Genomic DNA, 17,843 nt, shown 5'->3' with positions numbered 1-17,843 from the left:
TTACAGGTCCGCGCACGACCGGCGGGGCGGTGTCCGGCCGGCTCCACCGTTCGAGATCGTCACCAGCGGAGCACGTACGGTCGCTCGGTGCGCTGGAAGTGCCCGACGTTGACGCACTCGGTGCGCCCGACGCGGACCCGGGAGGCCAGCGGCTGGTGCACGTGCCCGAACAGCGACCAGCGCGGCCGGTCCCGGTGGATCCGTTCCAGCAGCGCCGCGGAGCCGTGCTCGGGGCGGCGGGCGATGACGTCGTAGACCAGTTCCGGAACCGCGGGCGGCAGGTGGCTGCACAGCACGTCGACCGGGTCGAGGGCGGCGACGGCGGCGTCGTACTCGTCCTCGGGGCGCAGGTACGGCACCCAGGCCGCGTCCTGGCGCAGCACGCCGCCCGGGGACAGCACGGTGCCGCCGACGAAGCCGAACCGCAGGCCGCCGATCTCGGCGTTGGTGCCGTCGACGAAGTGCACGCCGTCGCGGGCGAACTCGGGCCACAGCTCCGGCTCGTCCACGTTGCCCGCGATGGCGTAGGTCGGGGCGCTCATCGCGGCGAACAGGGTGGCGTACTGCTCGCGGACGGCTTCGCGCACGACGCGCTTGGGATCGTCCAGCGAAGCCCACAGCGAGCGCGCGTAGGCGCCGATCTCGGCACCGCGGTGGTTGCGGCGCAGCTCGGCGAAGTGCGCGACCTTCTCGGCTCCGAAGACCGCGCCGAGGATGCCGCGGCCGTGCTCGTGGTAGTCGACGAAGTCGATCAGGTCGCCGAGCACGACGAGCGCGTCGGCACCGTCACCGGCCCGTTTCAGGGCTTCGGCGTTGCCATGGACATCGGACACCACGTGCACGCGCACGATCTACTCCTCACCGCAGTTCTGCCGACCGGGTCGCGAGCGCGGACGCCGTTGTCCGCCGCACCGCCATGCTGCCGCGCCGCGCGGGATCGAACCAGCAGCGATCACCGTCCGGGACGGGTGCGACCGTTCCGTTCGGCGGCGCCGGGAGTGGTCCGCTCGGACGGTTCCGCGCGGCTTGGGCTGCTCCGGACGTGGTTAGCGGTGGCGCAGGACAGCCTGCCATGATCCTCACCACCGGCGGAAACGACTCGGGCGGGCACCGGTGCGCGGCGGATCCCGGCGTGGCAGGCTGCGGGCGGGAGCAGTAAACGAGTCGGGCTAGTTTCGTAATCAAGGTTCGGGACTACCGCTCGGTAACTATCAGCGTTAGGTTTGTGCGCACATTTCGCGTTCCATCGGAGGTTTCAAGGTGCGAGAGTTCAGCGTCCCCGCCACTGAGGCCGTGGCCGAAGACGAGAACCTCACCGACATGGTGTGGGCGAACGCGGAACGCTTCGGTGGCACCGTGAGCTTCCGCCGCCGGGTCGACGGCACCTGGATCGACGTCACCGCCGCCGAATTCGCCGCCCAGGTGCTCGCGGTCGCCAAAGGGCTGATCGCCGCCGGGCTGCAGCACGGCGACCGGGTCGGGCTGATGTCGCGCACCCGCTACGAGTGGACGCTGCTGGACTTCGCCATCTGGTCCGCCGGCTGCGTGACCGTGCCGGTGTACGAGACCTCCTCCGCCGACCAGGCCGAGTGGATCCTGAGCGACTCCGGCGCCCGCGCCGCGTTCGTCGAGACCGACGCGCACCGCGCCGAGATCGGCGACGTCGTCGCGAAGCTCCCCGCGCTCGAACACGTCTGGCAGATCGACGCCGACCGCGCGGCGGTCGACGAGCTCACCGCGCTCGGCGCCGACGTCAGCGACCAGGACGCCCACCAGCGCCGCCGCGAAGTCCGCGCCGACGAGCTCGCCACCCTCATCTACACCTCCGGCACTACCGGCCGCCCCAAGGGCTGCGAGGCTCAGCCACCGCAACCTGCTCGCCGAGGTCCGCGGCGACGTCAGCGTCTTCCCGCAGCTGCTGCGGCAGGGCAACTCGATGCTGATGTTCCTGCCGATGGCGCACGTCCTCGCCCGCGCCATCGCCACCGCCTGCGTGTACTCCCGCACCACGCTCGGGCACACCGGCGACGTGAAGGAACTGGTCAGCGACCTCGGCTCGTTCCGCCCCACGCTCATCCTCGCCGTGCCGCGCGTGTTCGAGAAGGTCTACAACACCGCGAAGCAGAAGGCGCACGGCGACGGCAAGGGCCGGATCTTCGACGCCGCCGAGGACACCGCCGTCGCCTACAGCCAGGCGCTGGACACCGGCGGCCCCGGCATCGGCCTGAAGGCCAAGCACTTCCTGTTCGACAAGCTCGTCTACGGCAAGCTGCGCGCCGCGCTCGGCGGGCGCTGCCTCGGCGCCGTCTCCGGCGGGGCGCCGCTGGGCGACCGCCTCGCGCACTTCTACCGGGGCGTGGGCGTGCCGGTGCTGGAAGGCTACGGGCTCACCGAGACCACCGCGGCCGCCGCGGTCAACGTCGAGGAGGCCTACAAGATCGGCACCGTCGGCAAGCCGATCCCCGGCACCAGCGTGCGCATCGCCGAGGACGGCGAAGTGCTGCTCAAGGGCGACGTCGTGTTCCGCCGCTACTGGAACAACGAGACCGCCACCAAGGAATCCCTGGAGGACGGCTGGTTCCACACCGGCGACCTCGGCTCCCTCGACGAGGAGGGCTTCCTGCGGATCACCGGGCGCAAGAAGGAGATCATCGTGACCGCGGGCGGCAAGAACGTCGCCCCCGCCGTGCTCGAAGACCACCTGCGCGCGCACCCGCTGATCAGCCAGTGCATGGTCGTCGGCGACAAGAAGCCGTTCATCGGCGCCCTGATCACCCTCGACCCCGAGTTCCTGCCCGCCTGGCTGAACAACCACGGCCGCGCCGCGGACACCCCGCTGACCGAGCTCGTCGACGACCCCGAGGTGCACGCCGACGTGCAGGCCGCGATCGACGACGCCAACAAGGCCGTCTCCCGCGCCGAGGCGATCAAGAAGTTCCGCATCCTGCCGAAGGACTTCACCGAGGCCACCGGCGAGATGACGCCCAGCATGAAGCTCAAGCGCAACAAGGTCGCCGAGAACCACGCGGCCGACATCGAAGCGATCTACGGCTGAGCTCCGCGCCCGTCGCGCGGCAGCCGGGTGGCGGGACCGCCGCGGTTCCGCCACCGAGCTCCCGGATCAGAACGTCCTGCGCAGTTCCGATCTCCAGGACCTGAGCAGTTCCGCGGTGGACAGCCCGGCGATCTCGTGCAGCGCCGGGTCCACTTCGGACGGTGATCCGGAGCCCGCGATGCGCTTGTACAGCTCCACGACCTTCGGTTCCCCCACCCGCCGCACCAGGTGCGCCACCAGCGACCAGGACTGCTGGTACGCCAGGTCCAGATCGCGCCCCGAGGTGTGGAAGTCCGCGTCCGGCGGCGGCCCCGCGGGCGGTTCCCCGGTGCGCACCCGCCGGGCCAGGTCCGGTGCGATCCGCTCCGGCGGCAACCCGCTCGCCCGGTAGCCGACGTAGTCCGCGAAGCCCTCCAGCAGCCACATCGGCGCACCGTCCGCGGTGTCCGCCCGTGCCGCCACGTGCGCCATCTCGTGCCGCAGCACCACCCGCAACGAGGTGTCCGAGAGCCGGTCGGCCGTCTCGGTGTTGAGCACGACCCGCGGGCCCTCCACCCGCCGGGCGGCGGTGTCCACCTTGTCCGCGACGGCGACCGCCGCGATGCCGTCCACCGCGAACTCGGCACCCACCAGCTCGCGCAGCTCCTCCTGCGAGCGCGGCAGCAGCACGCCCACCTGGCGCCGCCACTCCGGCCCCCACACGGCGGTCACGGCGGCCTCCGCGGAGTCCAGCTCCGCCGCCACCCGGTCGGCGAGCTCCTCGGAGCCGTCGTGCCCGATGACCACGCCGTGCGGCAGCACCCGCACCCGGCAGTCGCCGAAGTCCCACGGCCCGCGCCACGACCGGCCGCGCGCCCGTTCGTCGCCGCTGAGCAGCCAGCGCCCGTCCCGGTGGGTGAAGGTGAACCCGGTCGGGCGCTCGGTCGGCACCTCGTCCACCCCGGCCAGGGCGTAGCGCAGCACCACCTCCGGCGTGCCGCTGCCGCCGGTGGACCCGCGCACCTCGTAGTCCCACTCGGCCAGCGGCACCTCGGCCAGGTTCTGGAACAGCTCGCGCTGCCTGCGCTGGAAGTCCTCCGGCGCGGCCGGGTCCAGCGACGCCGTGAACGCCGCCTCGTCGCGCGTCAGCACCGCTCGGGCGCGGTGCCGCAGCACCGCCTGCCACTCCTCCTCCGCGGTCGCCGGAGCGGCGCTCTGGAAGGCGGGAGCGGGGGCCGGTGGGGCCTGGGCCGGGAACGGGACGAACGCGCCCACGGCCAGTGCGGCCGCGGCGGCGACCGCCGCAGGCCACCCCCTCGAAGCCCCAGGCACGAGCCGGATCGTAAGTCGGCCCGCGGCGCCCAGCCCGTCGCGAGCGGCCGCCCGTCACCCACACGCGACGAGGGCCGCCGCCCCCTGCTGGGGACGACGGCCCTCGCGTGCGTTCCGCGCGGTGCCGCAGGAATCAGCCCGCGACGCGCCGGATCGAGTTGACCGGGGCGATGCTGTCGTACTTGGCGACCTTCACCACGTCGCCCTCGGTGGGGGCGTGCACGGCCTTGCCGTTGCCGACGTACATCGCGACGTGGCTGACCGGGCTGTAGTAGAAGATCAGGTCGCCGGGCTGGAGCTGGCTGGCCGAGACGCTCTTGCCCTCGGTGACCTGCGACTTGGTCGAGCCGCCGATGCTCACGCCCGCCTGCTTGTAGGCCCACTGCATCAGGCCGGAGCAGTCGAAGGTGCTCGGACCCTTGGCGCCGTAGACGTACGACGAGCCCTGCTTGCTCAGCGCCGCGGTGACCGCTGCGGCGGCCGAGCCGCTGCCGCCCGCGAACTCGTAGTCGGTCTCGCCGCCACCGGTCAGCGAGGACTGCTCGTCCTCGGTGAGCTCGGCGTAGCGCTCCTTGACCTTGGCGATCTGCGCGTCCATGTCGGCCTTCTTGCGGCCGATCTCGTCCTGGATGCGGGCCGCGTCGGCCTCGGCCTGGGCCGCCTGGTTGCGGGCGTCCTGGGCGCGCTTGGTGGCGTCCTCGGCCTGGTGCACCGCGGCGGACAGGCGCTTGATCGCGTCGTTGTTGTCCTTGGCCAGCACGTCCAGCGCGGAGGCGCGGTCGAGGAAGTCGTTCGGGGATTCGCTCACCAGCAGCGCGGAGAGCTTGTTCAGCCGGGCGCCCTGGTAGGAGGCGGTGGTCAGCTGGTCGACCTGGCCGCGGAAGCGCTCTTCCTCGACCCGGGCCTGCGCGGCGACCTGCTCGGCCTGGTCCGCCTCGGCGGTGGAGCGGTCGAGCTCCGCCTTCTTGGCCGCGTGGTCGTCCTCGGCCTTCTTGTAGTCCTCGGTGACGACTTCGGCCTGGTGCGAGAGCTCGCGCACCTGCTTGGCCGCGTCCGAGGCGTTGTCGGGGAGTTGGGGGTCTGCGATCGCCGGCGCGGAGGTCATGCTGACGGCGGCGGCGACCGCCGAGGCCGCCAGGGCTCCGCGCATCGTGCGCTTCAATCGGTGCGACGCCACGTCGCGCATAGCTCCTTCGTTGTCGACCGCCTACCGAGAACGCAGGGGTGGTCCGGAGCGATCCCGGACTCCGGGCGCGTTGCGGCGCCCGCTCACCCCACGGGGGCAGGTCCCGGTTCGGCTCCCCGACTAGCCGATTCGGCGGCGCTTCGCGGAGGACCCGGAGTGGGTCGCTGATCGCCGCGAAGACGCGGTAAGGCTACGAAAGGTGAAGCGTGACGTCTAGAAGAGGGGGGGTAATTCTTCTGAACACTGCGCAATAGCACAATGGGATTATCTTCATACGCGGAGCGTGATCAGATGGCCCGATCTTCTGACCAGCGGCTCCCCGAAGGGTCGGCCCGGACCGGATCGGCCCAGCGCACCGGAAGATCGCGCTATGAGATCCACCACGCGCCCGGCCTCACACCCGGTTCAGGCGCTCCAGCAGCACCGCCGACGCCACCGCGTACGCGCCCGTGCGCCGCACCGACGTGACAACCGCGCGGTCCGAGGTCGCCACCACCAGCTGCCTGCCCTGCGGCTCGGCCACCACCAGTTCCCGGATCACGTCGTCCGCGATCACCCCGGGCGGGCTGAACATCACCCGCACCCCGCGCGGGCCCGCCGTCGGCACCGACAGCACGTCCGCCCCGTCGAACACCACCGTCACCTCGGCACCGGTGCGCGCCGCCAGCGCGGCCAGCTGGTGCGCCAGCCGGTTGCGCTGGTCGGCCAGCGGCAGGTCCGGGTAGCCGGTCTTCGTCACGTTGTAGCCGTCGACGATCAGGTGCACCGCGGGCAGCGCCAGCAACCGGTCCAACGCCGCCGCGTCGGCGACCCGGCCTGTCTCCCCCGAATCCGGCCGCACCCGCTGCACCACGTCCGCCGGGCGCGGCCCGTGGCCGACCGCGCGCAGCTCCCGGCGCAGCCCGCCGAGCGCGCCCTCCATCGTCTCCAGCAGCAGCGAGATCCGGACCTCGTCGCCCTGGCGGGCCTCCCGGGCCGACTGGCGGGCCACCTCGGTCTCGGCCGCCGCGCGCTGCGCGCGGTCCCGCTCCTCCTGCGCGCGGGCGCGCTCCCGGTCCCGCTGCGCGCGCAGCTCCGCCAGCTCCGAACCGATCCGCTCGTGCGCCTCGGCGAGTTCCGCCCGGGCCGCCTGCGCGTCGTCCTTGGCCTCCTTGAGCCGCACGCCCTGCTCCCGCAGCCGCTTGCGCAGCCGGTCGGCCTCCGAACCGGACTCGTCCCCGGCCCGTTCCCCGGCGCGGCGGGCCTCGGCCAGCTCGGCCTGCAACCGGTCCACCTCCCCGGCGAGGCGCTGGGCGCGGGCCTGCGCCGAATCCCGCTCGCCGCGCAACCGGCCCTGCTCCACGCGGAACGCGACCAGCTCCAGGTAGTGGCCCGTGTTCGGCAGCGCCAGCAGCACCCCCGCCGCGGCCACCACCACCGGGTCCGGGTGCACCCCGTCCAGGCCCTCAGGGCGGTTCTCCCGGCACCAATCGACGACCGCGGTGCGGAACACCGGGGAGTCCCGCAGCGCCGCCACGAGCGGGCCTTGGCCGAGCTTCGCGCGCTTCGCCGGAGCGAACCGGACCACCGGTCGCAGCGGGGCGGGCACGTCCGAGGGCCGCACGTCGTCGAGGGCCTCCGCCGCCAGCTCGGCGAGCCGGGCGCGCACCGGTGCGGGCAGCTCCTCCGGGTCCTCGGCGCCGCACTCCCCGGACCGTTCCGGTGCGGACTGGTCGAGACCGGTCTCCGGGGCACCGACCGGCGCCTGCCGCGGACCGTCCACAGCAGACTCTTCGGTGCGCGGGGAGTCAGCACCCGACGTCGGCGGAACCACGCCCCCAGGCTAGTCGGCCGCTCCCCGTTCACCCGATCCGGAGGTTGTCGGGGACCCGTCGTAGCGTGCACGCGATGACCGGGCAGCTGACCTTCGACGAGATCGACGACGAACTCCCGCTGCACCGCGCCACCTTCGTCGTCGTCGACCTGGAGACCACCGGCGGCAGCTCCCGGCAGGACACCGTCACCGAGATCGGCGCGGTGAAGGTGCGCGGCGGCGAGGTCCTCGGCGAGTTCGGCACCCTCGTCGACCCCGGGCGCGAGATCCCGCCGATGGTCGTCTCGATCACCGGCATCACCCAGGCGATGGTGCACGGCGCTCCCCGGTTCGACTCGGTGCTGCCCGCGTTCCTGGAGTTCGCCCGGGACGCGGTGCTCGTCGCGCACAACGCCCCGTTCGACGTGGGATTCCTGCGGGCCGAGTGCGAACGGCTCGGCGTCGCGTGGCCGAAGCCGGCCGTGCTGTGCACCGCGAAGCTCGCCCGCCGGGTGCTGGGCAAGGACGAGACGCCGAACCACAAGCTCGGCACCCTCGCCCGGGTGCTGCAAGCCCGCACCACCCCGGTGCACCGCGCCCTCGACGACGCCCGCGCCACCGTCGACGTGCTGCACGCGCTGCTGGAGCGCCTCGGGCCGCTGGGGGTGCGGACCGTGCCGGAACTGCTGGAGCACCTGCCCGACGTCACCCCGCAGCAGCGCCGCAACCGCGGCCTCGCCGACCCGCTGCCGCACGCCCCTGGCGTGTACCTGTTCCGCGGCCCGAACGAGGAGGTGCTCTACGTCGGCACCGCCTCCGACCTGCAGCGCCGGGTCCGGCAGTACTTCACCGCCGGGGAACGCCGCGCCCGCGTCAAGGAGATGGCGGGGCTCGCGCAGCGGGTGGACCACGTCGAGTGCGCGCACCCGCTGGAGGCCGAGGTGCGGGAGCTGCGGCTGCTCGGCGCGCACCAGCCCCGCTACAACCGCCGCTCCAAGTTCCCGAAGCGCACCTGGTGGGTCGTGCTCACCGAGGAGGCGTTCCCGCGGCTGTCGATCGTGCGCACCGCCCGCGACGGCGCGCTCGGCCCGTTCCGCTCCCGCACCGCGGCCGCGGCGGCGGTGGAGGCCCTGCACGCGGGCGGTTCGCTGCGCCGCTGCACCGAGCGGATCCCGGCGCGCGACCAGCGCGGCCGCCCGTGCGCGCTGCACGAGCTGGGGCGCTGCGCGGCACCGTGCGCCGGGCTGCAGGGCGTCGAGGAGTACGCACCGGAGGTGATCTCGGTGCGCGAGGTGATCTCCGGCTCGCCCCGCTGGGAACCCGGTGGGCTGCTCGACCGGCTGCGCGCGGAACTGGGCCGCTTCTCCGCCGAGGAGCGCTTCGAGGACGCCGCCGCGGCCCGCGACCGGCTCGCCGAGCTGGTGCGGGCGCTGGACCGGGCGCAGCGCTGGGCGGCGCTGGCGGCGGTGCCCGAACTGGTCGCCGCCCGCCCCGACGGTTCCGGCGGCTGGCAGCTGGCGGTGGTCCGCCACGGCAGGCTCGCCGCCGCCGGGAACGCGCGCCGCGGGGTGCCGCCGATGCCGGTGGTCGACGCGCTGCAGGCCGCCGCGGAGACGGTGCTGCCCGAGCCGGGCCCGCTGCGCGGCGCCCCCGCCGACGAGGTGCGGGTGGTGCACCGCTGGCTGACCACCGGCGGCACCCGGCTGGTCCGCTGCGCGCAGCCGTGGTCGGAACCGGCCGGTTCCGCGGCGTCCTGGCGGGAGTGGCTGGAGCGGGCCGCCAAGGCCAGGGCCCCGTACCCGGCCGCCGACTGACCGACCGGTCCTCGAACGAGCGAACGGCCCGGCACCCCTGGGGGCACCGGGCCGTTCAGCCGTGCGTGCGGCTCACTCGGAGGGCTGCTGCGGCTTCCCGCCGGAGACCAGCTCGCGCTGCTCCCGCTCCTCGTGCGCCAGGCGCTCGTTCTCGGCGCGCGCCCGCGCCAGCGCCTCGGTCTCCTCCGCCGGGTCCGGCTTGAGCCAGCTGCCCTCGACGGGGGTGCCCGCGGCACCGAGCTTGTTCATCTTCTTCGGCACCGAAGCGCCCTGGTACGGCAGCTCCTCGGGGTGGCCGTGCGAGTCGACCGGGCCGAGCGGCTGGTGCACCTCGATGAACTCGCCGTGCGGCAGCCGCTTGATGATGCCGGTCTCCACGCCGTGCTCCAGCACCTCGCGGTCCGAGCGCTGCAGGCCCAGGCAGATCCGGTAGGTCACCCAGTAGGCCAGCGGCGGCAGCAGCAGCAGGCCGATGCGGCCGCCCCACGTCATCGCGTTCAGCGAGATGTTCAGCTCGAACGCGATCACGTCGTTCATGCCGGACACCATCAGCACGCCGAAGAACGCCAGCGCCATCATGCCGAGGCTCGTGCGTACCGGGTTGTCCCGCGGACGCTGCAGCAGGTTGTGGTGCGCGTCGTCCCCGCTGAGCTTGCGCTCGATCATCGGGTACGCGATGAGCAGCGTGAACATGATGCCCATGCCCAGCGCACCGCAGAAGAACACCGGCGGCACCGTGTACGGCCCGATGTAGAGCTCCCAGGCCGGCCAGATCCGCAGGATGCCGTCCGCCCACATCAGGTACCAGTCCGGCTGCGAGGCGGCGGAGACCTGCGAGCCGATGTACGGCCCGAGGTTCCAGATCGCGTTGATCTGGAAGACACCGCTCATGATCGCCAGGATGCCGGTGGTCAGCGCGAAGAACGCACCGCTCTTGAGCGCGAAGGTCGGCATGATGCGGATGCCGACGACGTTCGACTCCTTGCGCTTCGGCCCGGGGAACTGCGTGTGCTTCTGGTACCAGACCAGCGCCAGGTGCGCCGCGACCAGACCGAGCATGATCCCGGGCAGCACCAGCACGTGCAGGATGTACAGCCGCGGGATGATCTCCGTGCCGGGGAACTCCCCGCCGAACAGCGCCCAGTGCATCCAGGTGCCGAGCACCGGGATGGACAGCACGATGCCGGACATGGTGGCGCGGACGCCGGTACCGGAGAGCAGGTCGTCCGGCAGCGAGTAGCCGAAGAAGCCCTCGAACATGCCCAGGATCAGCAGCAGCGAGCCGATGACCCAGTTCCCCTCACGCGGGCGCCGGAACGCACCGGTGAAGAAGATCCGGAACATGTGGGCCATCATCCCGGCCACGAACAGCAGCGCCGCCCAGTGGTGCAGCTGCCGGATGAACAGGCCGCCGCGGACCTCGAACGAGATGTCGAGGGTGCTCGCGAACGCCTTGGACATCTCGACGTCCTGCAGGTTCCGGAACACCCCGTCGTAGGTGACCTCCTCCATGGAGGGGTCGAAGAACATCGTGAGGTAGATCCCGGTCAGGATCAGGATGATGAAGGTGTAGAGCGCGATCTCGCCGAGCAGGAACGACCAGTGCGTCGGGAAGACCTTGTTCAACTGGCGGCGGATGCCCGGCGCCATGTTGTAGCGCTTGTCCGCCTCGTCGGCCGCGGAGGCCGCCTTCCGGTAGAGCTTGCTCTCCGGTTTGGTGGGCGTCGTGATCGAACTCATGAGTTGCGCTCCCAGTACGCTGGGCCGACCGGCTCGATGAAGTCGTGCCTGGCCACGAAATATCCCTCTTCATCCACCGTGATCGGTAGCTGCGGCAGGGAACGGGTGGCCGGACCGAAGACCGGCTTGGCGTAAGTGTTGACCACGTCGAACTGCGACTGGTGGCACGGGCAGAGCAGGCGACCGGTCTGCTGCTCGAACAGCGAGGTCGGGCAGCCCACGTGGGTGCACACCTTCGAGTAAGCGTAGTAGTCGCCGTAGTTGAAGTCCTCTTGGCCCTTGCGCTTGATCGGAGCGCTGCCCGGCCGGAGCCGGATGAGCATCACCGGGGCGTCGCTGCGGCGCAGCACCGAGACGAGCTTGTGCTCGTCCTCGCGGTCGGACTCGCGGAACGGGAAGACGGTCTCGAAGCCGCCGGCGTCGATGTCCTCCGGGCGCAGCAGCGACACGTCGTGCGGGTCGCCGGTGTCGCGGCGCAGGTAGACCTTCTCGTCGCCCTCCTTCATCCACGCCGTGTGCTTGAGGGAGTCGGGTCCCTCGGTCGCCCACGGGTTGCGGATGAAGCCGCCGATGGCGATGACGCCGGTGCCCAGCCCGAGCACGGCACCGCTGAAGGCGAGCGTGCGCTGGATCATGGAGCGCCGGGCGAACCCGCTGCGCACGCCGGTGTCGGCGAGGATCGCGGTGGTCGTCTGCCGGTCGACCTCTTCGGAGCCGTGCCCGTCGTGGCGCTGCTGGATCGCGACCTCGTGCGGGATGAGCCGCTTCGCGTAGAGCACCACGCCGACGCCGATCGCGAAGATCGACAGGCCGAGGAACAGGCCGACCAGCGGCGTGTACAGGTTGTAGAGGAAGTACTCGCGGCCGCCCTGCTGCGGGGTCACGTAGCCCCAGGGCCAGAACACGAACACGGCGATGAAGGCGATCGCGGAGAGCCCGGCCAGCGCGAACCAGGCCGCGACCGCGCGCTCGGCCCGCTTCTCGGCGCGGGTGTTCTCCACCGGGAACGGATCTTCGTAGTGGAGGAGCTCGACGCCGTCCAGCGCCAGCCCGAGCCGCATCTTCTCGTCGCGGCTCATCTCGGCCAGTTCGGCCTCGGTGTAGTCCCGCCTGGGGGTTTCGTGCCCCTCGTCCCGCGGGGTGTCACTTGCACTCATGCCCTGGCTCCGATCCACAGGGTGACGCCGATCAGCGCGCCGAGTCCGACGACCCAGGCGATGACGCTCTCCGAGGCGGGGCCGAAGCCGCCGAGGGAGCTGCCACCCGGGTTGTTGTTGTTGTTCGTCACGGACTTGACGTACGCGATGATGTCCTTCTTCTCCTCCGGCGTGAGCTGCCGGTCGGAGAACTTCGGCATGTTCTGCGGCCCGGTGAGCATCGCCTCGTAGATCTGCTGCTCGGTGGGAGCGTCGAGGCTGGGCGCGAACTTGCCGGACGACATCGCGATGCCGCGTCCGGTGAAGTTGTGGCAGGAGGCGCAGTTGAGCCGGAACAGCTCACCACCGCGCGAGGAGTCACCGGTGGCGGCGGCACCGGTGGTGTCCGGGGACTCCGGGCCCCCGCCATAGGTCTGCACGTAGGCGGCCATCGCGTCGATCTCCTCGGGGGAGAACTTCGGCGGCTTGCGGATCGCCTGGGCTTCCTGTCGGACCATCGGCATGCGGCCGGAGGAGACCTGGAAGTGGACGGCGGCCTCGCCGACGCCGACCAGGCTCGGGCCGCGGTCCTTCACGCCGCCCAGGTTCGCGCCGTGGCAGCTGATGCACGCGTTGTTGTAGAGCTGCTCGCCCTGCCTGACCAGCGCCGGGTCCGCCGCGGCGTGCGCGGTCTGCGGCTCGGGGGTCAGGACGGTGTACAGCCCGCCCGCGCCGACCAAGGCGATCCCGAGCGCGAGGACACCGGAGAGCCTGCGCCGGAACTTGGATCCCGCGCGGTTCCGTTTCTTGATGGTGGTCATGAGTGCGGCAACCCTTGCTGTCAGGTTCGGGGTGTTACGTGGCGGCCCGGTGGGGCCGGTGGATCACGGAACGAGGTAGATCACGGCGAACAGTCCGATCCAGACGATGTCGACGAAGTGCCAGTAGTACGACACGACGATCGCCGCGATGGCCTGTGCCGGGGTGAACTTGCTCAGCTTGGTTCGGATGAGCAGGAACACGAAGGCGATGAGCCCGCCGATGACGTGCAGGCCGTGGAAGCCGGTCGTCATGAAGAACACCGTGCCGAACGCCGACGAGGCGATCGTCGTGTGGTGCGCGGTGACCAGCGTGTAGTACTCGCCGGCCTGTCCCAGCACGAAGATCGTGCCCATGATCAGCGTCACCACGTACCAGCGGCGCAGGCCGAACACGTCGCCGCGCTCGGCCGCGAACACACCCCACTGGCAGGTGAACGAGGACGCCACCAGGATCACCGTGAAGGGGAGGGCGTATGCGATGTTCAGCTCGCTGGGCGGCGGTGGCCACGCACCCTCGTTCTGCGCCTTCACCGTGAAGAACATGGCGAAGAGTCCAGCGAAGAACATCAGCTCGCTGGCCAACCAAACGATGGTGCCGACGCTGACCATGTTCGGCCGGTTCAGCGAGTGCACGCGTTGACTGATTGAGGGCGCTGCCGTTGTCACGCGACGCATTATGTCCCGTGCGTTTTCCCGCTGCGCCCTCGGGTCCCGGGCGTGGCTCGTCGGTGATCGGATCGCGACCTGGAGGTAACTCATCGTGATTAATTTCCGCAGCGTTTTGTCCCGTCTGGGCTTACGCGCCCGGTCAGCGGGGCCCGCCGCGCCGGATTGGGACGATTCGGACCTGATCGTCGTGGTCAGCGCGTTCGACGACGCGGAGGCCGCGTCCGCGGTCCTCGCCCGCTCCCCGGAGTGGGTCGAGGCGGGTGCCGCCGTGCTGCGCCACCACCTGCTGCTGCCGCCCGGAGCCGTCGCACAGGCCGCTGAACTGCTGGAACCGGACGGCTGGCGGTTGCGGCCCGCCCCCGAGGCGGAGCAGGCGGCCTTCGGCACCGCACCGGCGCCCGGCGAGGAGCCCCTGTTCGCGGAGCGTGTGCAGAAACTCGACGCGTTGCATTGCTCACAGGAGAACGCCCGGATGGCCGGGCTGGCCCAGCGGCTCGGCGGACGCGCCGTCGGCTGGGTGGCGCTGCAGTCCGGCTGAGCACCCGCGCCGCGACCTCGTGGCGGGTACTGCTCACCCCCGTTGAGCGGCTAGCATCCGGAGATCACCGTCATCGAGGACACCCTCTCGTCATCGGGCCGGGTCACCGCGACGCAGTGCGCGGACCGCCTGGCCAGCGAGGAGCAGCTGATGAGCACGTCGACCACCACCGTCCTGGTCTTCAGCCACCGGGCCGAAGTGCGCGAATCGATCATCAACGCGATCGGCAGGCGCCCGTCGCCGGACCTGCCCCGGGTGACCTACGTGGAGGCGGCGTCGGTCGCCGACGTGCTCAGCGAGGTCGACGCGGGCCGCGCCGACCTGGTCGTCCTCGACGGCGAGGCGCAGCCCACCGGCGGCATGGGCGTGTCCCGGCAGCTGAAGAACGAGATCGCGCACTGCCCGCCCATCGTGCTCACCGTGCGCAGGCGGGACGACCGGTGGCTGGCGACCTGGTCGCAGGCCGACGCGGTGCTGGTGCACCCGCTGGACCCGCTGTCGTCCGCCGAAACGGTCGCCGAACTGCTCCGCACCGCGCTACCCGCGGTGCGGGCCTGAACCTCCCGGAGAACAATCGTGGGCACCATGTCGGGTAGCTGGCCGGAACTCCTCGGACACCTCGTGGCGGGCAACGACCTGTCCGCCGAGGACACCGCGTGGGCGATGGACCTGGTGATGACCGGCGCGGCCACCCCGGCCCGCGTCGCCGCGTTCGTCGTGGCGCTGCGCGCGAAGGGCGAGACCGCGGCCGAGGTCCGCGGCATGGCCGACACGATGCTCGCGCACTCGCTGCCGCTGGAGGTGGACCGGCGGGCCGTGGACGTGGTCGGCACCGGCGGGGACCGCTCCGGCAGCGTGAACATCTCCACGATGACCGCGATCGTGCTCGCCTCCTGCGGCGCGGTGGTCGTCAAGCACGGCAACCGGGCCGCCTCGTCGAAGTGCGGCACCGCCGACGTGCTGGAGACCCTCGGCGTCACCATCGACCTGCCCGCGGAGGGCGTGCGGGACTGCGTCGCCGAGGTCGGCATCGGGTTCTGCTTCGCGCCGGTGTTCCACCCGGCGATGAAGTTCGCCGCCGGGGCCCGCCGCGAGATCGGCATCCCCACCGCGTTCAACGTGCTCGGGCCGCTGACCAACCCGGCGCGGCCCAGCAGCGGGCTCATCGGCTGCGCGGACCAGCGGATGGCGCCGGTGATGGCGGAGGTGTTCGCGGCGCGCGGCAGCTCGGTGCTGCTGGTGTCCGGGGACGACGGGATGGACGAGATCACCACGACCTCGACCACGACCTGCTGGGTCGTCGGCGACGGGCAGGTCCGGCGGGAGCGCATCGTCCCGGAGGACCTGGGCGTCCCGCGCACCACGCCCGAGGCGCTGCGCGGCGGCGACGCCGAGGTGAACGCCGAGGTGGTGCGGCGGCTGCTCGCCGGTGACCGCGGCCCGGTGCGGGACGCGGTGGTGCTCAACACCGCGGGCGCCCTCGCCGCCCACGACGGCATCGGCGAGGACCTGGACGTCCAGCTGCGCGCCGGCATCGCCCGCGCCGAGCGGGCCATCGACTCCGGCGCCGCGGCCGACCTCCTCACCCGCTGGGCGGCTTTCCGCCGGTAGTCCCGCACGAGCCGGGTTCCCGCGGTCCCCGCCTTCGGCCCGTCGCGGGAACGGGTCCGTCGTGCCGGGGAGGAGGAGCCCCGGTGGAGATCACCCGGCGGGGCTCACTCCAGGCCGATGGAGAAGGTCGCCTCGGTGTCCTCGCGCGAGTAGGAGCGGAACGCGATGTGGGTGTCGGTGTCGAGCACCCCGGCCACCTTGTTGATCTTCCCGGGGACGATGTCGGCGATGTCCTCGTGGTTCGCGACCCGCAGGATCGCGATCAGGTCCACGTCCCCGGCGCAGGAGTACACCTCGGCGACGCCCTCGATGTCGGCGACCTCCTGGGCGGCCTCGGTCAGCCGGTCGGCGACGGTCTGGATGAGCACGATCGCGGTGATCACGGGAGGGCCTCCTGGCTGCGGGACGTCGTCGCCCCGATCCTAGGCTCCCCCGCCGCCGCGCTCGCCCGCGCCCGGACGCGACGAGGCCCCCGGAACCAGGGGTTCCAGGGGCCTCGGTCCGCTGTCGCGGAGCTCAGTCGTGGTTCGGGCCCGTGTGGTACTCGAACACCAGACCCGCGACCATGATCAGCAGCACGCCGATCGAGATCACGATCAGCACCACGTGGAAGAACGCCAGCGCGATACCGGCGAACGCGGCGGCCGCCGCCAGCCCGACGGGCCAGTAGCTGCCGGGGCTGAAGAAGCCCAGCTCGCCCGCACCGTCGCTGATCTCGGCGTCCGGGTTGTCCTCCGGTCGCGGCTCGATGCGCCGCGCCACGAACTGGAAGTAGCTGCCGATCAGCAGCGACAACCCGCCCACCAGGATCAGGGCCACCGTGCCCACGGGTTCGTGCGACCACACCCCGTAGACGATCGCCGACAGGAAGAAGAAGCCGGTGATCATGTTGAAGATCTTCGCTTCGACCTTCATGGATTCCTCACTCTCGCGCCCTACGCCCTGCCGGGATCAGTCGCCCGCTTGCCGGCCGCCGATGGTGGACGGCAAGCCGGACGTGCGGTCGGTGTCGAACGGGACCGAGGTCACCGCCCGCGGCGCGCACAGCTCACCGCAGTTCATCTGGGACAACGCCTCGGCGGCGGTGTAGTACTGGCCGGTGGCCGGGTTGGTCTGCGTACGCAGGTTGATGTACTGGTCGAACTTGTCCGGCGACAGGGCGCGGACCTCGAAGTTCATCATCGCGTGGTAGGTGCCGCACAGTTCGGCGCACCGCCCGACGAAGGAACCCTCGCGTTCGATGGTGTTCTCGAAGACGGCTTCCTGGTCGTTCTTGTCCGGGTGCGGGAAGGTGTCCCGCTTGAAGTGGAACTCGGGGACGAAGAACGAGTGGATGACGTCGGTGGAGCTCAGGTTGTACTGGATCGTCGATCCGGTCGGCAGCACCAGCAGCGGGATCTCGCTGCTGCTGCCGACGGTGCGGACCGGCTGGCCGTCCGGCGTGCGGTGGTCCGGGTAGTTGAACTCCCAGTTCCACTGGAACGAGACGACGTTGACCTTCTCGTCCGGATCGGCCGACTTGGCCATCACGTAGTTCTGGGTGGTGGCGGTGAAGTAGAACAGCACCACGACCATCACGAACGGCACCGCGGTGTAGATGACCTCCAGCGGCACGTTGTACTGGAACTGCCGGGGCAGCTCCTCGCCCTTCTTGCGGTGGAAGGCGACCGTCCAGAACATCAGGCCCCACACCAGGACGCCGACCGCCAGCGCAGCGATCACCGACCAGGTCCACAGCTGCCGCATGGACTCGGCCTGCGGGGTGACGCCCTCCGGCCAGCCGAACCTCAGGACCTCGTCGGTCGAACAGCCCGTGGCCGCGACCGCGACCAGGCCTGCCAGCCCGGCGACTTTGACCAGCCGTGGCACTCGGGTCCCCTCCTCCAGACGTTCCTGCCGCAAGCTCCCCATCCGAAAGCCCACTGCGCGACGCCTCCTCGCTGCGTGTTCCCACCGTCGCCGCGGGTTCTGGGCACAACGCGCACCCACCATGCCCCGCGGCCGGAATGCTGCGGGGGAGCCTAGCCCAGCAGTAGCCGCGATACTGCTCCGGGGTGGCGAGGTGCGCTGCACATCACCGAGATCGTCCTCGCCCGCCGCGGTGATCGGATCGGCGGGCGGGACCACTCGAACCGGTGGACTTGCCCGGCGGCGCCGGTTCCCGCGGCTC

At 71.5% G+C, this 17,843-nt stretch carries 15 protein-coding genes and 1 pseudogene; 5 read left to right on the top strand and 11 right to left on the bottom strand.

Annotated features, from left to right (window positions below):
* Positions 1-59: 59 nt before the first annotated feature.
* The gene (locus LCD33_RS16555; protein ID WP_224978015.1) at positions 60-848 is read right to left on the bottom strand and encodes a metallophosphoesterase; all 789 of its coding nucleotides are present in this window, start codon (positions 846-848) and stop codon (positions 60-62) included.
* Between the two features lie 412 nt (positions 849-1,260).
* Here LCD33_RS16555 and LCD33_RS16550 point away from each other — a divergent pair.
* Positions 1,261-3,055, top strand: a pseudogene (locus LCD33_RS16550) (long-chain fatty acid--CoA ligase).
* A gap of 66 nt (positions 3,056-3,121) precedes the next feature.
* On the opposite strand, the gene LCD33_RS16545 reads toward LCD33_RS16550, so the two are convergent.
* The 3 genes from LCD33_RS16545 to LCD33_RS16535 form a co-directional block, all read right to left on the bottom strand.
* Positions 3,122-4,366: a basic secretory protein-like protein gene (locus tag LCD33_RS16545; RefSeq protein WP_224978014.1), complete on the bottom strand. Its 1,245-nt coding sequence runs from the start codon at positions 4,364-4,366 to the stop codon at positions 3,122-3,124.
* A gap of 133 nt (positions 4,367-4,499) precedes the next feature.
* Positions 4,500-5,552, bottom strand: coding sequence for an NlpC/P60 family protein (locus LCD33_RS16540; protein ID WP_224966978.1), 1,053 nt, complete (start codon positions 5,550-5,552; stop codon positions 4,500-4,502).
* 394 nt (positions 5,553-5,946) lie between these two features.
* On the bottom strand, positions 5,947-7,314 hold the full coding sequence (locus LCD33_RS16535) for an NYN domain-containing protein (RefSeq protein WP_374201633.1): 1,368 nt from the start codon (positions 7,312-7,314) through the stop codon (positions 5,947-5,949).
* 125 nt (positions 7,315-7,439) lie between these two features.
* Between LCD33_RS16535 and LCD33_RS16530 the strand changes: the two genes are divergently transcribed.
* Positions 7,440-9,158, top strand: a complete 1,719-nt coding sequence (locus LCD33_RS16530; protein ID WP_224955316.1) for a DEDD exonuclease domain-containing protein — start codon at positions 7,440-7,442, stop codon at positions 9,156-9,158.
* Positions 9,159-9,230: 72 nt separating this feature from the next.
* On the opposite strand, the gene LCD33_RS16525 is transcribed toward LCD33_RS16530, so the two are convergent.
* The 4 genes from LCD33_RS16525 to LCD33_RS16510 all read right to left on the bottom strand — a co-directional run bounded on the left by LCD33_RS16525 (position 9,231) and on the right by LCD33_RS16510 (position 13,437).
* Positions 9,231-10,898: a cytochrome bc complex cytochrome b subunit gene (locus LCD33_RS16525; RefSeq protein ID WP_304612899.1), complete on the bottom strand. Its 1,668-nt coding sequence runs from the start codon at positions 10,896-10,898 to the stop codon at positions 9,231-9,233.
* Complete coding sequence (locus LCD33_RS16520) at positions 10,895-12,055, bottom strand: ubiquinol-cytochrome c reductase iron-sulfur subunit (protein ID WP_224955315.1); 1,161 nt, start codon at positions 12,053-12,055, stop codon at positions 10,895-10,897. The genes LCD33_RS16525 and LCD33_RS16520 overlap by 4 nt, the downstream gene beginning before the upstream one ends.
* Entirely contained in the window at positions 12,052-12,855 is an 804-nt protein-coding gene (locus LCD33_RS16515) for a c-type cytochrome (protein WP_224966980.1), read from the bottom strand. Before LCD33_RS16515 ends, LCD33_RS16520 begins: the two co-directional genes overlap by 4 nt.
* 63 nt (positions 12,856-12,918) lie before the next feature.
* A complete protein-coding gene (locus LCD33_RS16510) occupies positions 12,919-13,437 on the bottom strand; it encodes a heme-copper oxidase subunit III (RefSeq protein WP_224955359.1) in 519 nt (172 codons plus the stop codon).
* A 265-nt stretch (positions 13,438-13,702) separates the two neighbouring features.
* Here LCD33_RS16510 and LCD33_RS16505 point away from each other — a divergent pair, with 265 nt between their 5' ends.
* The 3 genes from LCD33_RS16505 to trpD all read left to right on the top strand — a co-directional run bounded on the left by LCD33_RS16505 (position 13,703) and on the right by trpD (position 15,673).
* Entirely contained in the window at positions 13,703-14,062 is a 360-nt protein-coding gene (locus tag LCD33_RS16505) for a hypothetical protein (protein WP_224955358.1), read from the top strand.
* Between the two features lie 150 nt (positions 14,063-14,212).
* Positions 14,213-14,620, top strand: a complete 408-nt coding sequence (locus tag LCD33_RS16500; protein ID WP_224955313.1) for a hypothetical protein — start codon at positions 14,213-14,215, stop codon at positions 14,618-14,620.
* 27 nt (positions 14,621-14,647) lie between these two features.
* Entirely contained in the window at positions 14,648-15,673 is a 1,026-nt protein-coding gene (gene trpD, locus LCD33_RS16495) for an anthranilate phosphoribosyltransferase (RefSeq protein ID WP_224966989.1), read from the top strand.
* A gap of 104 nt (positions 15,674-15,777) precedes the next feature.
* Here trpD and LCD33_RS16490 read toward each other — a convergent pair whose 3' ends face one another.
* From LCD33_RS16490 to LCD33_RS16480, 3 genes are all read right to left on the bottom strand, one after another.
* Positions 15,778-16,056 (bottom strand): Lrp/AsnC family transcriptional regulator, encoded by a 279-nt coding sequence (locus tag LCD33_RS16490; protein ID WP_224955312.1) that lies wholly within the window; start codon positions 16,054-16,056, stop codon positions 15,778-15,780.
* A gap of 133 nt (positions 16,057-16,189) precedes the next feature.
* The gene (locus tag LCD33_RS16485) at positions 16,190-16,588 is read right to left on the bottom strand and encodes a cytochrome c oxidase subunit 4 (protein ID WP_224955311.1); all 399 of its coding nucleotides are present in this window, start codon (positions 16,586-16,588) and stop codon (positions 16,190-16,192) included.
* 36 nt (positions 16,589-16,624) lie between these two features.
* Positions 16,625-17,584 (bottom strand): cytochrome c oxidase subunit II, encoded by a 960-nt coding sequence (locus tag LCD33_RS16480; protein ID WP_224955356.1) that lies wholly within the window; start codon positions 17,582-17,584, stop codon positions 16,625-16,627.
* Between the last annotated feature and the right edge of the window lie 259 nt (positions 17,585-17,843).

It is taken from the genome of Saccharopolyspora sp. 7B (genome assembly GCF_020177435.1).
GTDB classification, from domain to species: Bacteria; Actinomycetota; Actinomycetes; order Mycobacteriales; family Pseudonocardiaceae; genus Saccharopolyspora_C; species Saccharopolyspora_C gregorii.
The sequence above is the reverse complement of the archived record's forward strand: the minus strand, read 5'-3'. Positions and strand labels throughout refer to the sequence as shown.

Excerpts from the sequence above, each read along its gene's own strand:
- LCD33_RS16540 (WP_224966978.1), bottom strand. The coding sequence starts at position 5,552 with ATGCGCGACGTGGCGTCGCACCGATTGAAGCGCACGATGCGCGGAGCC.
- LCD33_RS16530 (WP_224955316.1), top strand. The coding sequence starts at position 7,440 with ATGACCGGGCAGCTGACCTTCGACGAGATCGACGACGAACTCCCGCTG.
- LCD33_RS16525 (WP_304612899.1), bottom strand. The coding sequence starts at position 10,898 with ATGAGTTCGATCACGACGCCCACCAAACCGGAGAGCAAGCTCTACCGG.
- LCD33_RS16520 (WP_224955315.1), bottom strand. The coding sequence starts at position 12,055 with ATGAGTGCAAGTGACACCCCGCGGGACGAGGGGCACGAAACCCCCAGG.
- LCD33_RS16515 (WP_224966980.1), bottom strand. The coding sequence starts at position 12,855 with ATGACCACCATCAAGAAACGGAACCGCGCGGGATCCAAGTTCCGGCGC.
- LCD33_RS16500 (WP_224955313.1), top strand. The coding sequence starts at position 14,213 with ATGAGCACGTCGACCACCACCGTCCTGGTCTTCAGCCACCGGGCCGAA.
- trpD (WP_224966989.1), top strand. The coding sequence starts at position 14,648 with ATGTCGGGTAGCTGGCCGGAACTCCTCGGACACCTCGTGGCGGGCAAC.
- LCD33_RS16485 (WP_224955311.1), bottom strand. The coding sequence starts at position 16,588 with ATGAAGGTCGAAGCGAAGATCTTCAACATGATCACCGGCTTCTTCTTC.
- LCD33_RS16480 (WP_224955356.1), bottom strand. The coding sequence starts at position 17,584 with ATGGGGAGCTTGCGGCAGGAACGTCTGGAGGAGGGGACCCGAGTGCCA.